The organism is uncultured Rummeliibacillus sp. (genome assembly GCF_934216135.1).
Lineage (GTDB): Bacteria > Bacillota > Bacilli > Bacillales_A > Planococcaceae > Rummeliibacillus.
Window position 1 is genome coordinate 1 of record NZ_CAKQBI010000017.1, and the last position, 15,241, is coordinate 15,241.

15 protein-coding genes are annotated in these 15,241 nt (G+C 36.8%); 14 read left to right on the top strand and 1 reads right to left on the bottom strand.

The features are described from left to right. The first annotated feature begins 638 nt into the window (after window positions 1-638). Both rpoE and Q0977_RS11610 read left to right on the top strand, forming a co-directional pair. On the top strand, window positions 639-1,190 hold the full coding sequence (rpoE, locus tag Q0977_RS11605; RefSeq protein WP_367269474.1) for a DNA-directed RNA polymerase subunit delta: 552 nt from the start codon (window positions 639-641) through the stop codon (window positions 1,188-1,190). A 170-nt stretch (window positions 1,191-1,360) separates the two neighbouring features. Continuing rightward, on the top strand, window positions 1,361-2,953 hold the full coding sequence (locus Q0977_RS11610) for a CTP synthase (RefSeq protein WP_119414079.1): 1,593 nt from the start codon (window positions 1,361-1,363) through the stop codon (window positions 2,951-2,953). A gap of 158 nt (window positions 2,954-3,111) precedes the next feature. Here Q0977_RS11610 and Q0977_RS11615 read toward each other — a convergent pair whose 3' ends face one another. Continuing rightward, window positions 3,112-3,630: a DUF2529 family protein gene (locus tag Q0977_RS11615; protein WP_119414080.1), complete on the bottom strand. Its 519-nt coding sequence runs from the start codon at window positions 3,628-3,630 to the stop codon at window positions 3,112-3,114. Between the two features lie 139 nt (window positions 3,631-3,769). Here Q0977_RS11615 and Q0977_RS11620 point away from each other — a divergent pair, with 139 nt between their 5' ends. The 12 genes from Q0977_RS11620 (at window position 3,770) to Q0977_RS11675 (ending at window position 15,056) form a co-directional block, all read left to right on the top strand. Beyond that, window positions 3,770-4,129: a response regulator gene (locus Q0977_RS11620; RefSeq protein WP_119414081.1), complete on the top strand. Its 360-nt coding sequence runs from the start codon at window positions 3,770-3,772 to the stop codon at window positions 4,127-4,129. A gap of 94 nt (window positions 4,130-4,223) precedes the next feature. Beyond that, window positions 4,224-5,078, top strand: coding sequence for a class II fructose-bisphosphate aldolase (locus Q0977_RS11625; RefSeq protein WP_119414082.1), 855 nt, complete (start codon window positions 4,224-4,226; stop codon window positions 5,076-5,078). Window positions 5,079-5,167: 89 nt separating this feature from the next. Then, window positions 5,168-5,815 (top strand): fructose-6-phosphate aldolase, encoded by a 648-nt coding sequence (fsa, locus tag Q0977_RS11630; RefSeq protein WP_119414083.1) that lies wholly within the window; start codon window positions 5,168-5,170, stop codon window positions 5,813-5,815. 15 nt (window positions 5,816-5,830) lie between these two features. Next, on the top strand, window positions 5,831-7,117 hold the full coding sequence (locus Q0977_RS11635) for a UDP-N-acetylglucosamine 1-carboxyvinyltransferase (RefSeq protein ID WP_119414084.1): 1,287 nt from the start codon (window positions 5,831-5,833) through the stop codon (window positions 7,115-7,117). A gap of 147 nt (window positions 7,118-7,264) precedes the next feature. After that, window positions 7,265-8,233: a class II fructose-bisphosphatase gene (gene glpX / locus Q0977_RS11640; protein ID WP_119414085.1), complete on the top strand. Its 969-nt coding sequence runs from the start codon at window positions 7,265-7,267 to the stop codon at window positions 8,231-8,233. A gap of 132 nt (window positions 8,234-8,365) precedes the next feature. Next, a complete protein-coding gene (gene rho / locus Q0977_RS11645) occupies window positions 8,366-9,649 on the top strand; it encodes a transcription termination factor Rho (RefSeq protein ID WP_119414143.1) in 1,284 nt (427 codons plus the stop codon). 187 nt (window positions 9,650-9,836) lie between these two features. Then, entirely contained in the window at window positions 9,837-10,037 is a 201-nt protein-coding gene (gene rpmE / locus Q0977_RS11650; protein WP_119414086.1) for a 50S ribosomal protein L31, read from the top strand. Between the two features lie 195 nt (window positions 10,038-10,232). Beyond that, window positions 10,233-10,829 carry a thymidine kinase gene (locus Q0977_RS11655; RefSeq protein ID WP_119414087.1) on the top strand — a complete coding sequence of 199 codons (597 nt, stop codon included), beginning with the start codon at window positions 10,233-10,235 and terminating at the stop codon, window positions 10,827-10,829. Between the two features lie 517 nt (window positions 10,830-11,346). Next, a complete protein-coding gene (gene prfA, locus Q0977_RS11660) occupies window positions 11,347-12,426 on the top strand; it encodes a peptide chain release factor 1 (RefSeq protein ID WP_124217482.1) in 1,080 nt (359 codons plus the stop codon). After that, the gene (gene prmC / locus Q0977_RS11665; protein ID WP_299514044.1) at window positions 12,410-13,276 is read left to right on the top strand and encodes a peptide chain release factor N(5)-glutamine methyltransferase; all 867 of its coding nucleotides are present in this window, start codon (window positions 12,410-12,412) and stop codon (window positions 13,274-13,276) included. The genes prfA and prmC overlap by 17 nt, the downstream gene beginning before the upstream one ends. 44 nt (window positions 13,277-13,320) lie before the next feature. After that, window positions 13,321-13,926 carry a stage II sporulation protein R gene (locus Q0977_RS11670; RefSeq protein ID WP_164489541.1) on the top strand — a complete coding sequence of 202 codons (606 nt, stop codon included), beginning with the start codon at window positions 13,321-13,323 and terminating at the stop codon, window positions 13,924-13,926. A gap of 101 nt (window positions 13,927-14,027) precedes the next feature. After that, on the top strand, window positions 14,028-15,056 hold the full coding sequence (locus Q0977_RS11675) for an L-threonylcarbamoyladenylate synthase (RefSeq protein WP_299514051.1): 1,029 nt from the start codon (window positions 14,028-14,030) through the stop codon (window positions 15,054-15,056). Window positions 15,057-15,241: the final 185 nt, after the last annotated feature.

The following is a 15,241-nucleotide window of genomic DNA, read 5'->3' on the forward strand; positions in this document are numbered from 1 at the left end:
TGGAAGGCCCGAATCGAAAGCGTCATTTCAGCTTTCGACCGAGGGACTGAAATGACACGAGGGGCAAGCCGGCGGAGCTGGATAGAAATAAAAGCGGAGCCGGCTCGAACTGCCCCGAAATGCATTGGAAGGCCCGAATCGAAAGCGTCATTTCAGCTTTCGACCGAGGGACTGAAATGACACGAGGGGCAAGCCGGCGGAGATAGAAGGCTAAAAAAGCGAAACGTACTAAACGTCACTTCAAATTAGTTTTCCAATACTTCTACTTTACGAATAGGAAATAGAGGAGTATGCTTATTCAACAGAGTAATTTATGACATATGTATTATAACTATGGAGTGTCTAGTCAATCGATTAGGCCTTCTTTTTCGCATTTATTAAAATTACTGATTAGACTATTTGAAGGAGTGACGGTACAGTGAAAATCGTGATGCATTTCATGATTATTATATTGTGCTTAGTACTAACCTATTATATATACGATAAGCAATTAGGCGCTATCTCATTCCTTCTTCTTGCGCTTTACTTGTTTATCTATGGCTATTCTCGATTGAGAATTGAAAAAAAGAAGAATTGATTGTAGCAAAAATTAAGTATAATTGTTTATAATGGATATTATGTTTATGTAGAGAAAGGACGTGCACGAATTGAACCTTCGTGATTTAACTCAAGAACAACTAACAGAAGAATCATTAATTAACCTAGCATATGCTATTTTAGAAGAAAAACATCAACCAATGGCGTTTGCTGAAATTATGGAAGCTATTATTGAATTAGGTGCTCGCACTTCAGAACAAATGAAAGCTGCAGCTATCCAATTCTACACAGATATCAATATTGATGGCCGCTTTCTTGTATTAGGGGAAAATCGCTGGGGTATCCGTGAATGGTATGCCATCGAACAAGTCGAAGAAGAAACTGCTCCAACAGTCAAAGTTCGTAAGAAAAAAGCGAAAGCTGCAATTGTCGATGATGTTCATGAAGATGAAGAAATCGAATTTGATGAAGATTTCGATGAATTCGTTGATGACGATGATGATGATACAGAAGACTTTGATACTACTGATATCGATGAAATTGAAGACGATGATTTAGATGAAGAAATCGAAATCGAAGATGAAGAAATCGAGATTGAAGACGAAGACTTTGAAATTGAAGACGATGATGATTTAGCAGATAAAGAAAAATAATAACTTCTTGACAATTTAGGTTATATCATATACCCTTTTACTTGGGCTCCTTAAAAAAGGAGATTGACCGTATAAATAATACGCTCCCCCTGCAAGTTACTTGCGGGAGGAGCGTTTTTTGTATTTTTTACAAGTGTTTTAGGAACACTACCTATAAGGAGGAATTTGCAGTGACTAAATATATTTTTGTAACTGGCGGCGTAGTCTCATCACTAGGCAAAGGTATTACAGCAGCATCATTAGGACGATTATTAAAAAATCGTGGTTTAGAAGTAACAATCCAAAAGTTTGACCCATATATCAACATTGACCCAGGAACAATGAGCCCATATCAACACGGTGAAGTATTCGTAACAGATGATGGTGCAGAAACAGACTTAGACCTTGGTCACTATGAACGTTTTATCGATATCAATTTAGGTAAACATTCAACTGTAACATCAGGTAAAGTTTACTCAACTGTATTGAAAAAAGAACGTCGTGGTGATTATAACGGTGGTACAGTTCAAGTTATTCCACACATCACTAACGAAATTAAAGACCGTATTCAACGCGCAGGTCGCGAAACAAATGCAGATATTGTTATTACTGAAGTAGGTGGTACTGTCGGTGATATCGAATCATTACCATTCCTTGAAGCAATTCGCCAAATGAAACGTGATCTTGGAAATGACAATGTCTTATATCTTCACTGTACACTAATCCCTTACATTGCAGCAGCTGGTGAGTTAAAAACAAAACCAACTCAACACTCTGTAAAAGAACTACGTTCACTTGGTATTCAACCAAACATCCTTGTTGTACGTACAGATCGTCCGGTTCCTCAAGAAATGAAAGAAAAACTAGCACTATTCTGTGACGTAAAACCTCACGAAGTAATCGAATGTGTAGATGCGGATCATTTATATGAAATCCCACTAAATCTACAATCTCAAGATTTAGATGACATCGTGCTTGAACACTTTGGCATCCAAGCACCAGAAGCAGATATGACAGATTGGAAAGAACTTGTAGATAAAGTGAAAAACCTTAAAAAATCAACAAAAATCGCCCTTGTTGGTAAATATGTTGAATTACAAGATGCTTACATTTCTGTTGTCGAAGCTCTTAAACATGCAGGCTATGCTTTTGATACTGACATCGAAGTTAATGCGATCAACGCTGAACACGTTACAGCTGAAAATGTCAAAGAATTACTAAACGATGCGGATGGTATCCTTGTACCAGGTGGATTTGGAGATCGTGGTGTAGAAGGTAAAATCTTGGCAATCCAATATGCTCGTGAAAATGACGTACCATTCTTAGGCATTTGTTTAGGTATGCAACTTGCAACAGTTGAATTTGCACGTAATGTACTAGGCTTAAAAGGTGCTCATTCTACTGAACTAAATCCAAAAACAAAATACCCAATTATCGATTTACTTCCAGAACAAATCGATGTAGAAGACCTAGGCGGTACACTTCGTCTTGGCTTATATCCATGTAAACTAAAAGATGGTTCTCGTGCAGCACAAATTTACAATGATGAATTAGTATATGAACGTCATCGTCACCGTTATGAATTTAACAACGAATATCGCGAAGCTATGGAAGCAGAAGGATTAGTATTCTCAGGTACTTCACCAGATGAACGCTTAGTTGAAATCATCGAATTACCAAACAATAAGTTCTTCGTGGCATCTCAATTCCACCCAGAATTTAAATCTCGTCCAAACCGTCCACAACCATTATTCCGTGATTTCATCGGCGCAGCAGTTAAATAATAATTTTTTATACTTGCCAGATTCTTGAATAGAGTCTGGCATTATTATTAGGATGAAAGTTTTCTAAAAGAAAAAACGCTCTTTAATTGATCACGACAAATTAGAAAGCAAAAACTAATCGTGATCAATAGGAGCGTTTTGTACATAATAATTTAGTTTTATAAACCACCTAGCATTTCATCATATGCTATTTTAATTGCTTCATAGATAAATAATGCTGTCAAAGTGTGTGGCATAACAATTCGTTCACCTAATTCGTTTGGTAACAAGCCTTTTTTAATGCCCATTGAAATATATGTGTATGCTAAGTCACCCATTTCGCCAGCATCTTCTTCTTTTTCATTTGCAACAACAGCAAAAGGGATAAAAGAATCATATAATCTGTGAGCTAGCGCTAATGCATCAGGATGATTTGCACTGTGTGTGAAAATACATACGCGATCTAAATCACTTATTTCGACACTACTTGTCCATGGACGTAATTTTCTAAAAGGTTCAGTTGCGTTTAATGCATTTATCTCAATAGCTTGTAATTCGTCAAAGCATGCAAAGTAAACAGTACCTTCAAAAGCACCTGCTTGTGCAAGTAAGCGTGCGGTTTCTTCGATTGCATCTTCTTTGTCAGAGGCAATTTTAGATAGTAAACCGCCGACTTGGGTCGATAACATTTTTAACATTTTATTCACCTCATGACATTAATTATAAAGAGGGGAGATTTCAATTGCAAAATCTAAAAAAAGTAGATATCTTAAGAGGAAAAAATAGGGATGGGCACGAATACAATATAAGGATGATAAAATAAGGAGTAGAGGTTTTGTGAAAAAATTATTAATCGTAGATGACCAACAAGGAATACGCCTTTTACTTAACGAAGTTTTTAAAAGAGAAGGGCATGAGCCATTACTAGCTTCTAACGGATTAGAGGCAATTCAAATTCTAGAAAATGGAGCAGTCGACGCTGTTTTACTTGATATGAAAATTCCTGGCATGAATGGATTGGAAATTTTAAACTATATTAAAAATTTACATAAACAATTACCAGTTGTAATGATGACAGGTAATGGAGATGCTAGTTTAATTAGCAAAGCAAAAGAACTTGGAGCACAGCATTTTTTTATGAAGCCTTTTGATATTTTTGAAGTGAAGGACACGATTAACAAATTATTGAAAGAATAAGTATAGACGGTGGTCAATGCTTATTCTTTTTGTTATTATGATAGTGTTATTATTCAATTTTATACCATGCTATATCCTAAAGGAGGATTTACTGATGGCTTTGGTTTCAATGAAAGAAATGTTAATTACTGCAAAAGAAAACGGTTATGCTGTTGGTCAATTCAACATCAATAACCTTGAATGGACTCAAGCGATTCTACAAGCAGCAGAGGAAGAAAAATCACCTGTAATTTTAGGCGTATCTGAAGGCGCTGGTAAATACATGGGTGGCTTTGTTGCTGTTGTTAATATGGTAAAAGGACTTATGGAAAGCTACAAAACGACAGTTCCAGTAGCAATTCACTTAGATCATGGTTCAAGTTTTGAAAAATGTAAAGAAGCGGTAGATGCCGGTTTTACATCTGTTATGATTGATGCTTCTCATCATCCATTTGAAGAAAATATTGAAATTACTTCAAAAGTAGTAGATTATGCACATGCACATGGTGTTTCTGTCGAAGCAGAACTAGGAACAGTTGGTGGCAATGAGGATGGCGTAATCGGTGGTATCATGTACGCTGATCCTGAAGAATGCCGTAAGATGGTTGAAGCAACTTCAATTGATTGCTTAGCACCAGCACTTGGTTCAGTACACGGACCTTACCATGGCGAACCAAATCTTGGTTTTAAAGAAATGGAAGAAATCTCAAATTTAGCTGGACTTCCATTAGTGCTACATGGTGGTACTGGTATTCCTACAAAAGATATTCAACGTTCTATTTCTTTAGGAACAGCGAAGATCAATGTAAATACTGAGAACCAAATTGCTGCTACAAAAGTAATTCGTGAAATTTTGGACAACGATAAAGAAGTTTACGATCCACGTAAATTCTTAGGACCAGCACGTGAAGCAATCAAGGCAACTGTCATTGGCAAAATGCGTGAATTTGGTAGCTCACAAAAAGCTTAAGCATATATTTTTAGTAAGGGAATCGGAGAAGACATCGGTAAGAAAATCGAATCTTCTCCATTTTTTCCATCATTCAGGAGGAATATAAATTGAAATTTTTTATTGATACAGCAAATTTTGAAGAAATAAAAGAAGCACATGCATGGGGAATCATTTCTGGTGTAACTACCAACCCTTCTTTAGTTGCAAAAGAAAAAAACATTTCATTTCATGATCGTTTAAAAGAAATCGCAGAATTAGTTGATGGTTCAGTAAGTGGAGAAGTTATCTCATTAGATGCTGAAGGTATGATCAAAGAAGGTCATGAATTAGCTAAAATCGCTCCTAATATCACAGTTAAACTTCCAATGACACCAGATGGATTAACTGCATGTTCAACTCTTTCAAAAGAGGGTATCAAAACAAATGTAACGTTAATCTTCAGCGCAAACCAAGCATTATTAGCTGCACGTGCTGGCGCAACATATGTTTCTCCATTCTTAGGTCGCTTAGATGATATTGGTCAAGATGGAACAGAACTAGTACGTGAAATTGCTGAAATTTTTGCAATTCACGAAATTTCAACTCAAATCATTGCCGCTTCTATTCGTCATCCACAACATATTACAGAAGCTGCTTTAGCAGGTGCGCATATTGCTACAACACCTTTTAAAGTTTTAAAACAATTATTTAAACATCCTTTAACTGATAAAGGTATCGAAGGATTTATGAAAGATTGGGCAAACAAAGATAAATAATATAAGGAGATTCACATGGACGTATATAAAATTACAGGGGAAAAGCATCTAAAAGGAACGATTAAAGTAAGTGGTGCTAAAAACAGTGCAGTAGCTTTAATTCCAGCTTCTATTTTGGCAAATTCTCCTGTAACGATTGAAGGATTACCAGAAATCTTAGACGTTTGGACATTAAAAGCATTGCTTGAGGAAATTGGTGGCGAAGTAGAATTTAAAGATGGCCATATGATAATCGATCCTCGTTCAATGATTGATATGCCATTACCTAATGGCAATGTGAAAAAATTACGAGCTTCTTATTATTTGATGGGTGCAATGTTGGGGCGTTTTAAAAAAGCAGTCATTGGTTTACCAGGTGGATGTCATTTAGGCCCTCGACCAATTGACCAACATATTAAAGGTTTCCAAGCATTAGGAGCTCAAGTGACTAATGAACATGGTGCCATTTATCTACGTGCTGAAGAGCTACATGGTGCGAAGATTTATTTAGATGTTAGCAGTGTCGGCGCTACGATTAATATTATGCTGGCAGCAGTATTGGCTAAAGGTAAAACAGTTATTGAAAATGCCGCAAAAGAGCCAGAGATTATTGATGTTGCCACTCTTTTAACGAATATGGGTGCCAAGATAAAAGGTGCTGGTACGAATGTGATTCGTATCGAAGGCGTTGAAGAATTACATGGTACAAACCATACAATTATTCCTGACCGTATTGAAGCAGGAACATATATGATTATGGCTGCTGCCGTAGGTGATGGTGTCATAATTGATAATGTTATTCCATTACACTTGGAAGCAGTGACTGCCAAATTACGGGAAATGGGCGTAAAGGTTATTGAAGAAGAAGAACGGATTCTTATTCCAAAAACAGATGCTTTAAAATCAGTTGATATTAAAACCCTTGTTTATCCAGGATTCCCAACAGATTTACAACAACCATTTACAGTTCTTCTAACACAGGCAACAGGTTCTTCTATTGTAACGGATACGATTTATTCTGCTAGATTTAAACACATTGATGAAATCATTAGAATGAATGCAAACGCAAAAGTAGAAGGACGTTCTGCCATTATCACAGGTCCTAGCAACTTAGAAGCTGCAACAGTTACTGCAACAGATTTGCGTGCAGGGGCTGCGCTAATTATAGCAGGGCTACTAGCAAAAGGTGAGACTGAAATCCACGATATTTATCACATAGAGCGTGGTTATAGTGATATTATCACTAAACTACAAGCCATAGGTGCTGATATACGTAGGGAATCAATCGAACCGAACAACAAGAGCAGCGTGACCAATAGATAATGTAGATTTCCTGTAGTAGTTCTTATTACATTGTTAATAAGCGATGAAGCTGAAAAAAATCTGCAGAAAATATTCTGTGTGCTATAATAGATTTAGTTTGAAACGATTCCGGTCAAAAAGGCTGGAAAACGGGAGGAACAGTAAAAAATGAAACGCAGTTTATCAATGGAAGTAGTACGTGTAACAGAAGCGGCAGCAATCGCCTCAGCAAGATGGATGGGCCGTGGGTTGAAAATGGAAGCAGATGACGCAGCTACAACAGCAATGCGCCAAGTATTTGATTCAATTCCAATGGATGCAGTTGTTGTAATTGGTGAAGGCGAAATGGATGAAGCGCCTATGCTTTACATCGGTGAAAAACTAGGCTCAGACCCTAATGGTCCACAAGTTGACATCGCAGTTGATCCACTAGAAGGTACTAACATCGTAGCAGCTGGAAGCGGTAATGCTTTAACAGTATTAGCTATTGCTGATCGTGGTAACTTACTCCATGCCCCTGATATGTATATGGAAAAAATTGCAGTTGGTCCAGAAGCAGCAGGTAAAATCGATATTGAAGCCCCTGTTATTGACAACTTACGTGCAGTAGCAGAAGCAAAACATAAAAATATCGAGGATGTCGTAGCTACATTATTAAACCGTGAACGCCATCAACCAATCGTAGATCAAATTCGTGCTGCTGGTGCACGTATTAAATTTATCTCAGATGGTGATGTAGCGGCAGCTATCAACACAGCATTTGATGAAACAGGTGTAGATATTCTATTTGGTACAGGTGGTGCACCAGAGGGTGTAATCGCAGCAGTTGCCTTAAAATGTCTTGGCGGAGAGTTCCAAGGTAAATTAGTTCCTTCAAATGATGAAGAAATTGAACGTTGCCATAAAATGGGTATCGAAGTCAACAAAGTGTTGAAAATGGATGATTTAGTAAAAGGCGATGATGCCATCTTCGCAGCTACTGGAGTAACAGATGGAGAGTTGTTAAAAGGAGTTCAATTTAAAGGAAGCTTCTGCACAACTGAATCCGTTGTAATGCGTGCAAAATCAGGTACTGTTCGTTTTATCGAAGGCAGACATAGTTTAACTAAAAAACCAAAACTATATATGCAAGACTAAACTTCAATTTTTTACTGCCCGGTGTCATGCCGGGCTTCTTCTTAAAAATTCATTCCATTCAAAACTCGTAAAACTCACATACCAAAATTCAAATTTGTAAAACAATATTATATAAGAGTGGTGTTATTGCCTATGACGACAAAAACTATTTCTCAACTAGAAGATATGAAATTAAAGGACCTGTATGCGCTTGCACGTGAATACAAGATTTCATATTATGGTAAGTTGACAAAAAAAGAATTGATTTTTGCTATTTTAAAATCACGTGCTGAAAGTGAAGGCTATTTCTTCATGGAAGGTGTATTAGAAATTATTCAACAAGAAGGTTTCGGATTCTTACGTCCTATTAACTATTCACCAAGTTCAGAAGATATCTATATTTCTGCATCGCAAATCCGTCGATTTAGTCTTCGTAATGGCGACAAAGTAACTGGTAAAGTTCGTCCTCCTAAGGAAAACGAACGATACTATGGACTTTTACATGTTGAAGCTGTTAATGGAGAAGATCCTGAAACAGCAAAAGAACGTGTACATTTCCCAGCGCTCACTCCACTATACCCAGATCGACAAATCAAACTAGAAACAACTCCTACGAAACTATCTACTCGTATCATGGACTTAGTTGCGCCAGTTGGATTTGGACAACGTGGATTAATAGTTGCTCCTCCAAAAGCAGGTAAAACATTATTATTAAAAGAAATCGCCAATGTAATTACAGAAAAATATCCAGAATCAGAACTAATTGTCTTGTTAATCGATGAACGTCCAGAAGAAGTAACTGATATAGAACGTTCTGTTAAAGCAGATGTTGTAAGCTCAACCTTTGATGAATTACCAGAAAATCATGTAAAAGTGGCAGAACTTGTTTTAGAACGAGCAATGCGTCTTGTAGAACATAAACGGGATGTAATCATCTTAATGGATTCTATCACACGACTTGCACGTGCATATAATCTAGTAATTCCACCAAGTGGTCGTACATTATCAGGTGGGATTGATCCAGCAGCTTTTCATAGACCAAAACGATTCTTTGGAGCTGCACGTAATATAGAAGAGGGCGGAAGCTTAACAATCCTAGCAACAGCTCTTATCGATACGGGATCACGTATGGATGAAGTAATTTATGAAGAGTTTAAAGGTACAGGTAACTTAGAACTACACTTAGATCGTAATCTTGCAGAACGTCGTATCTTCCCAGCAATTGATATTAGACGTTCAGGAACGCGTAAAGAAGAGTTACTAATACCAAAAGCTCAATTAGATAAGTTATGGGCGATTCGCAAGACATTTTCAGATTCACCAGACTTTGCAGAGCGCTTTTTGAAAAAATTACGCAATACAAAGACAAATACAGAATTCTTCGATACACTGAATTCTGATATGAAAGCTGCTAGAAATGGTAAAGGTTTAATCTAATACATTATAGAATGTATGCTATTTTTCCAGCCTAATTTTGTGTTGCACCTTTTTAAATTTCTTGTTATACTATGGACAATGCATTTCATATGCGTTGCATATGCGACAAACTAATCTGGGTCGTGTAAGGCAACAGTTCTTATAATACTCTGTTCCGGATGGTTCAGGGCGAGAGGAGATACCAAACATGAAACCAGGAATTCACCCAGAATACAAAGAAGCAACAGTAACTTGCTCTTGTGGTAATTCATTTAAAACAGGTTCAGTAAAAGAAAACATCACTGTTGAATTTTGCAGCGAATGTCACCCATTCTATACTGGCCGTCAAAAATTCGCGTCTGCTGATGGACGTGTGGATCGTTTCAACAAAAAATACGGTCTTAAATAATTTCTTTAGAAATTTAAAATACCTGCCTAGCACTTTACCGCAAGGCAGGTATTTTTCTTGCGATAAAAAGTATTTTCATGTAGTATAAAGAAATTGATTCTACCTATAACACATTATTTTGTCGAAAAAAAGAGAGGTATTTTGGCTTTTTTTCGGTATGATGTTGGATATATGTTTTTGAAAGGAGTCTGGTCAATGTACGTAATGACTCAAAACGGCTGGATTGAAGTAATTTGTGGCAGTATGTTTTCAGGAAAATCTGAAGAATTGATTCGACGAGTGCGCAGAGCACAATTTGCGAAACAAAAAATTGCTGTCTTTAAGCCTAAAATTGATAATCGCTATAGTGAAGAAGCTGTTGTAAGTCATAATGGCTCGACAGTAATTGCTCATCCAATCGAACAATCAAAAGAAATGTGGAATTACCTTACAGATGATTTTGATTTAATCGCGATTGATGAAGCACAGTTTTTTGGTGAAGATATTATAGATACTGTTCAAGAATTAGCTAATCACGGATACCGTGTAATTTTAGCAGGACTTGATCAGGATTTTAAAGGTGTTCCATTCGGTCCGATGCCAAAACTTATGGCAATTGCTGAGCAAGTAACAAAACTACAAGCTGTTTGTAGTGTATGTGGTTCACCTGCAAGTAGAACGCAAAGACTTATTAATGGACAACCTGCAAAAGTAGACGATCCCGTAATTTTAGTTGGTGCTGCAGAAGCATACGAACCTCGTTGCCGTCACCACCATTTAGTACCAGCAGGCCAAACAAATATGGTGAAATAATAAAATAGAAAAGAGGAGTGGCAATAGCTGCTCCTTTTTTGAATGGAAGTAAAGTTCGGGGTTAATATATGAATAAAGTAATGCAAAAACACAAGTGAAATACACCTAAATGATTGAAAAAACATAAAATAACAATCTTCTCCGTTCTAAAAGAGTAGCGATAGTGGCTTTTTTTCATTATACTATTAAAGGAACATCAAAAATGAGCGACTCGTCTAACCCTAACGAACAAAAGAGAGCGCCGTAGCTGTACAGATATAAATGATATATCAGTAACTTATGTCAGCAACTGAATTAATTTCATAACTCAAGTTTTTTCAAATGGAATGTGACTCATTTGATACTAATTTCTATTAAATAGTTTCTATAAAATGTTGTCTATAGCTGAAAATCTGTAAATGGATATCGTATATATTCAACCATTCATATTTATAAACAAAAAATAGATTTATGAAATTGATTCACATATATAATACAAATAAATAAATTGTAAATAGAAAGGTATCGGTGAAAAATAATGTTTGATCGCCTACAAGCTGTTGAAGATCGTTATGAAAAGCTAAATGAACTTCTAAGCGATCCAGATATCGTATCTGACTCAAAAAAATTAGCTAAATACTCAAAGGAACAATCTGATATTCAAGAAACTGTAGAAGTTTATCGTGAATATAAATCAGCAAAAGAACAACTAGCTGATGCAAAAGAAATGCTAGAAGAAAAACTTGACCCAGACATGAAAGAAATGGTCAAAGAAGAAGTTAGCGATTTAGAAAAACAAATTCGTGACTTTGAAGAACGTCTTCGAATTTTATTGATTCCTAAAGACCCTAATGATAATAAAAACGTTATTATGGAAATTCGCGGTGCTGCAGGTGGGGACGAAGCAGCATTATTCGCAAACTCACTATTCCGTATGTACAGTAAATACGCTGAAACACAAGGTTGGAAAATTGAAGTAATGAATGCAAACCCAACAGAACTTGGTGGTTATAAAGAAATCGTCTTTATGATTAACGGTCAAGGTGCGTATTCTAAATTTAAATATGAAAGTGGCGCACACCGTGTTCAACGTGTACCAGAAACAGAATCTCAAGGTCGTGTCCATACATCAACATCGACAGTTGTTGTAATGCCAGAAGCAGAAGAAGTAGAACTTGATCTTCAAGACAAAGATATCCGAGTAGATATCTATCATTCATCAGGTGCTGGTGGTCAGCACGTCAACAAAACTGCATCTGCTGTACGTATGACACATATCCCAACAGGTATCGTAGTAGCTATGCAAGATGAACGTTCACAACTTAAAAACCGCGAAAAGGCAATGAAAGTACTTCGTGCTCGTGTTTATGATAAATTACAACAAGATGCACAAAGTGAAATCGATGCAGAACGTAAATCTGCAGTTGGTACAGGGGACCGTTCTGAACGTATCCGTACTTACAACTACCCACAAAACCGTGTAACAGATCACCGTATTGGCTTAACAATTCAAAAACTCGACCAAATTATCGAAGGTAAATTAGATGAAATTATCGATGCATTGATTTTAGAAGAACAAGCCAAAAAATTGGATGCACTAAATGACACAGCACTTTAATTTTATATATGAGGCCCTGAATGGGGCTTCTTCTTTTTTACGGGATAAAGGTCGAGAGGAAATTGCTGCAAGACTTCTTTTACAACATGTATTAAAAAAAACGTACACAGAATTATTAGTAAGTATGCATGATGAGATTGAAGAAGAGGATTGCCGAACTTATTGGCAAATGGTTGAATCTCATGCACAGGGAATGCCTATCCAATATATCATTGGTGAGGAAGAGTTTTATGGCCGTACTTTTCAAGTGAACGAATCAGTTCTCATTCCTAGACCTGAAACGGAAGAACTCATTCTAGAAGCAACCAAAAGGATAAAGCGACTTTTTGGTGCACAACCAACCATTAAGTTAGCGGATATAGGGACAGGTAGTGGTGCCATTGCCATTACAATGAAAAAAGAAATCCCCACTTTACAAGTAACGGCAACAGATATTTCATCCGATGCGTTAAAAGTAGCAAAAAAAAATGCGAAGCTGCTCAATGCAGAAATCCATTTTGAAGAGGGCGATTTAACAGTACCAATCTCTCAACAAAAATGGCAAGTTGTCTTATCTAATCCCCCTTACATTGCCTATGAAGAAGCGGCTGAAATGTCTGAAGTTGTACTAGAGCATGAACCACATACGGCACTTTTTGCAGAAGATGATGGACTAGCACTTTATAAAAGACTAGCAAAAAATCTTCCAAGTCTAATGACCAAACCAAGTTTTATAGGTGTGGAAATCGGGTATGCGCAGGGCCCAGCAGTTGCCGCACTATTTAAAGAAAACTTTCCACAAGCCAATGTTGAAATCATAAAAGATATCAACGGAAAAAATCGTATGGTTTTTTGTGAAATAGATGAATAAATAGTAATCTATTTGTCCATGATAGTTTCATGGAGGGGATACAAATGATAGAAGATTACTATAATATCAAACAACCACAAGAATTATCATATTACACGATTAAACAACCAAAACAACCATCTCAAGTGACAATACTTTTGCAATTTATAACTGCACTTTTACTTATACAATTAATCCTTATGGTCGTTCAAAGCTATTTAACGGAGCAATATAGCGTTGAACTAGAGCAACCAAGATTTCGGATTATCGCCAATAGCAATTCATCTGCAGATCAACAATATAAACACCAATTAGTAAATGAAATCAAACCAATCTTAGATAAAGCAGTATTGAATTCTACTGGACAAGTAAATCTATCAACAATTGAAGCTGAGATCAAAAATAAATTAGCTACAAAATTAGAAACAGACAATATTAAAGTCACAACAAAAGATGCATTATTTCCACCAAAGCGTTATCAAGATAAGATATATGCACAAGATAAGTATCAAGCAATTGTTGTGACAATCGGTGCAGGAAAGGGAGATAATTGGTGGTGTGGATTATTTCCGAAAGTTTGCTACCGTGATGAGGTAGAAGAAAAGAAAGAAGAAAAACCTAAATTTTTTATAATAGAATGGTTTAAGAGTCTATTTTCAGACAAAGATTAGAGTTACCCACAATATTTGGTAAATTGTCCACAATCTAACCAACGTTATCAACAAATTGTGCATAACTTTCTGAAAACTCTTTAATATCGGGAGGTAACAACATGGAAACACAACGTCTAATTGTGGATAATAATGTGGATTCCGAAAAAAGTTATTCACAAGCTGTGGATTTGTTAAATGCTGGAGAATTAGTTGCATTTCCGACAGAAACTGTATATGGACTTGGTGCGATCGCAACAAATAACACAGCAGTTAAAAAAATCTATGCAGCAAAGGGAAGACCATCGGACAATCCATTAATCGTACATATTGGTACTTTCGATGAGCTTGAAAACTATGTAGAGGATATTTCAGACAAGGCAAGAATATGTATGGATGCATTTTGGCCTGGCCCATTAACGATGATTTTTAAAGTTAAGCCCAATGTGCTTGCAGAAAGCGTAACAGCTGGATTGGATACAGTAGGAATTCGTATGCCAAACCATTCAGTTGCTTTAAAGCTATTGCAAAAACTAGGAAAGCCAGTAGCTGCTCCAAGCGCTAATCGCAGTGGCAAACCGAGTCCTACTGAAGGAATTCATGTTGAACAAGATTTAACAGGCAAAATCCCATTGATTTTAGATGGTGGAGCAACTGGAGTTGGCGTAGAATCTACTGTTATTGATCTTACATTAGAAACACCAGTTATTTTACGGCCAGGAGCAATTACAAAGGAAATGTTCGAAAAAGTAATCGGTCCAGTAAAACAACCTACTCATATTGAACAAAAACAAGGTGCTCCTCGTGCTCCAGGTATGAAGTACAAGCATTATGCACCAAATGCACCGGTTTTGTTAATTGAAAAAGACAAAAACCAAGTTGCGTCTGCCATACAGCAACTGCAACAACAAGGACACAAAGTTGCTCTATTAGCACCACAAGATTTTGAGGAACTAACGCCAGATTGGTTTTTCACTTTAGGAGAAACACAAGAAGATATGGCGGCCAACCTTTTTCATGCATTACGAGCATGTGATTTAACAACAGCCGATGTAGTACTTGCAACAGTTACAACTACCCAAGGAGTCGGAGCTGCCATTATGAATCGCCTCGAAAAATCCGCAGGCGGTAAATGGTATAAACAAAAATAACTCTATATTATAGAAGGAATTTTTAACAAGCAGCTGGAAAACAGCTGCTTTATTTTTTTTAACTGCCTGAGTTGTGCAAAAGAAGCTGTGAGTTGTGCAAAAGGGTCTGTGAGTTGTGCAAAAGGGTCTGTGAGTTGTGCAAAAGGGTCTGTGAGTTGTGCAAAAGGGTCTGAGTTGTGCAAAAG

Bases quoted from the DNA above. Each gene is read 5' to 3' on its own strand.
- Q0977_RS11615 (WP_119414080.1), bottom strand. From the start codon at position 3,630: ATGTTAAAAATGTTATCGACCCAAGTCGGCGGTTTACTATCTAAAATT.
- Q0977_RS11625 (WP_119414082.1), top strand. From the start codon at position 4,224: ATGGCTTTGGTTTCAATGAAAGAAATGTTAATTACTGCAAAAGAAAAC.
- Q0977_RS11635 (WP_119414084.1), top strand. From the start codon at position 5,831: ATGGACGTATATAAAATTACAGGGGAAAAGCATCTAAAAGGAACGATT.
- glpX (WP_119414085.1), top strand. From the start codon at position 7,265: ATGAAACGCAGTTTATCAATGGAAGTAGTACGTGTAACAGAAGCGGCA.
- rho (WP_119414143.1), top strand. From the start codon at position 8,366: ATGACGACAAAAACTATTTCTCAACTAGAAGATATGAAATTAAAGGAC.
- rpmE (WP_119414086.1), top strand. From the start codon at position 9,837: ATGAAACCAGGAATTCACCCAGAATACAAAGAAGCAACAGTAACTTGC.
- Q0977_RS11655 (WP_119414087.1), top strand. From the start codon at position 10,233: ATGTACGTAATGACTCAAAACGGCTGGATTGAAGTAATTTGTGGCAGT.
- prfA (WP_124217482.1), top strand. From the start codon at position 11,347: ATGTTTGATCGCCTACAAGCTGTTGAAGATCGTTATGAAAAGCTAAAT.
- prmC (WP_299514044.1), top strand. From the start codon at position 12,410: ATGACACAGCACTTTAATTTTATATATGAGGCCCTGAATGGGGCTTCT.
- Q0977_RS11670 (WP_164489541.1), top strand. From the start codon at position 13,321: ATGATAGAAGATTACTATAATATCAAACAACCACAAGAATTATCATAT.
- Q0977_RS11675 (WP_299514051.1), top strand. From the start codon at position 14,028: ATGGAAACACAACGTCTAATTGTGGATAATAATGTGGATTCCGAAAAA.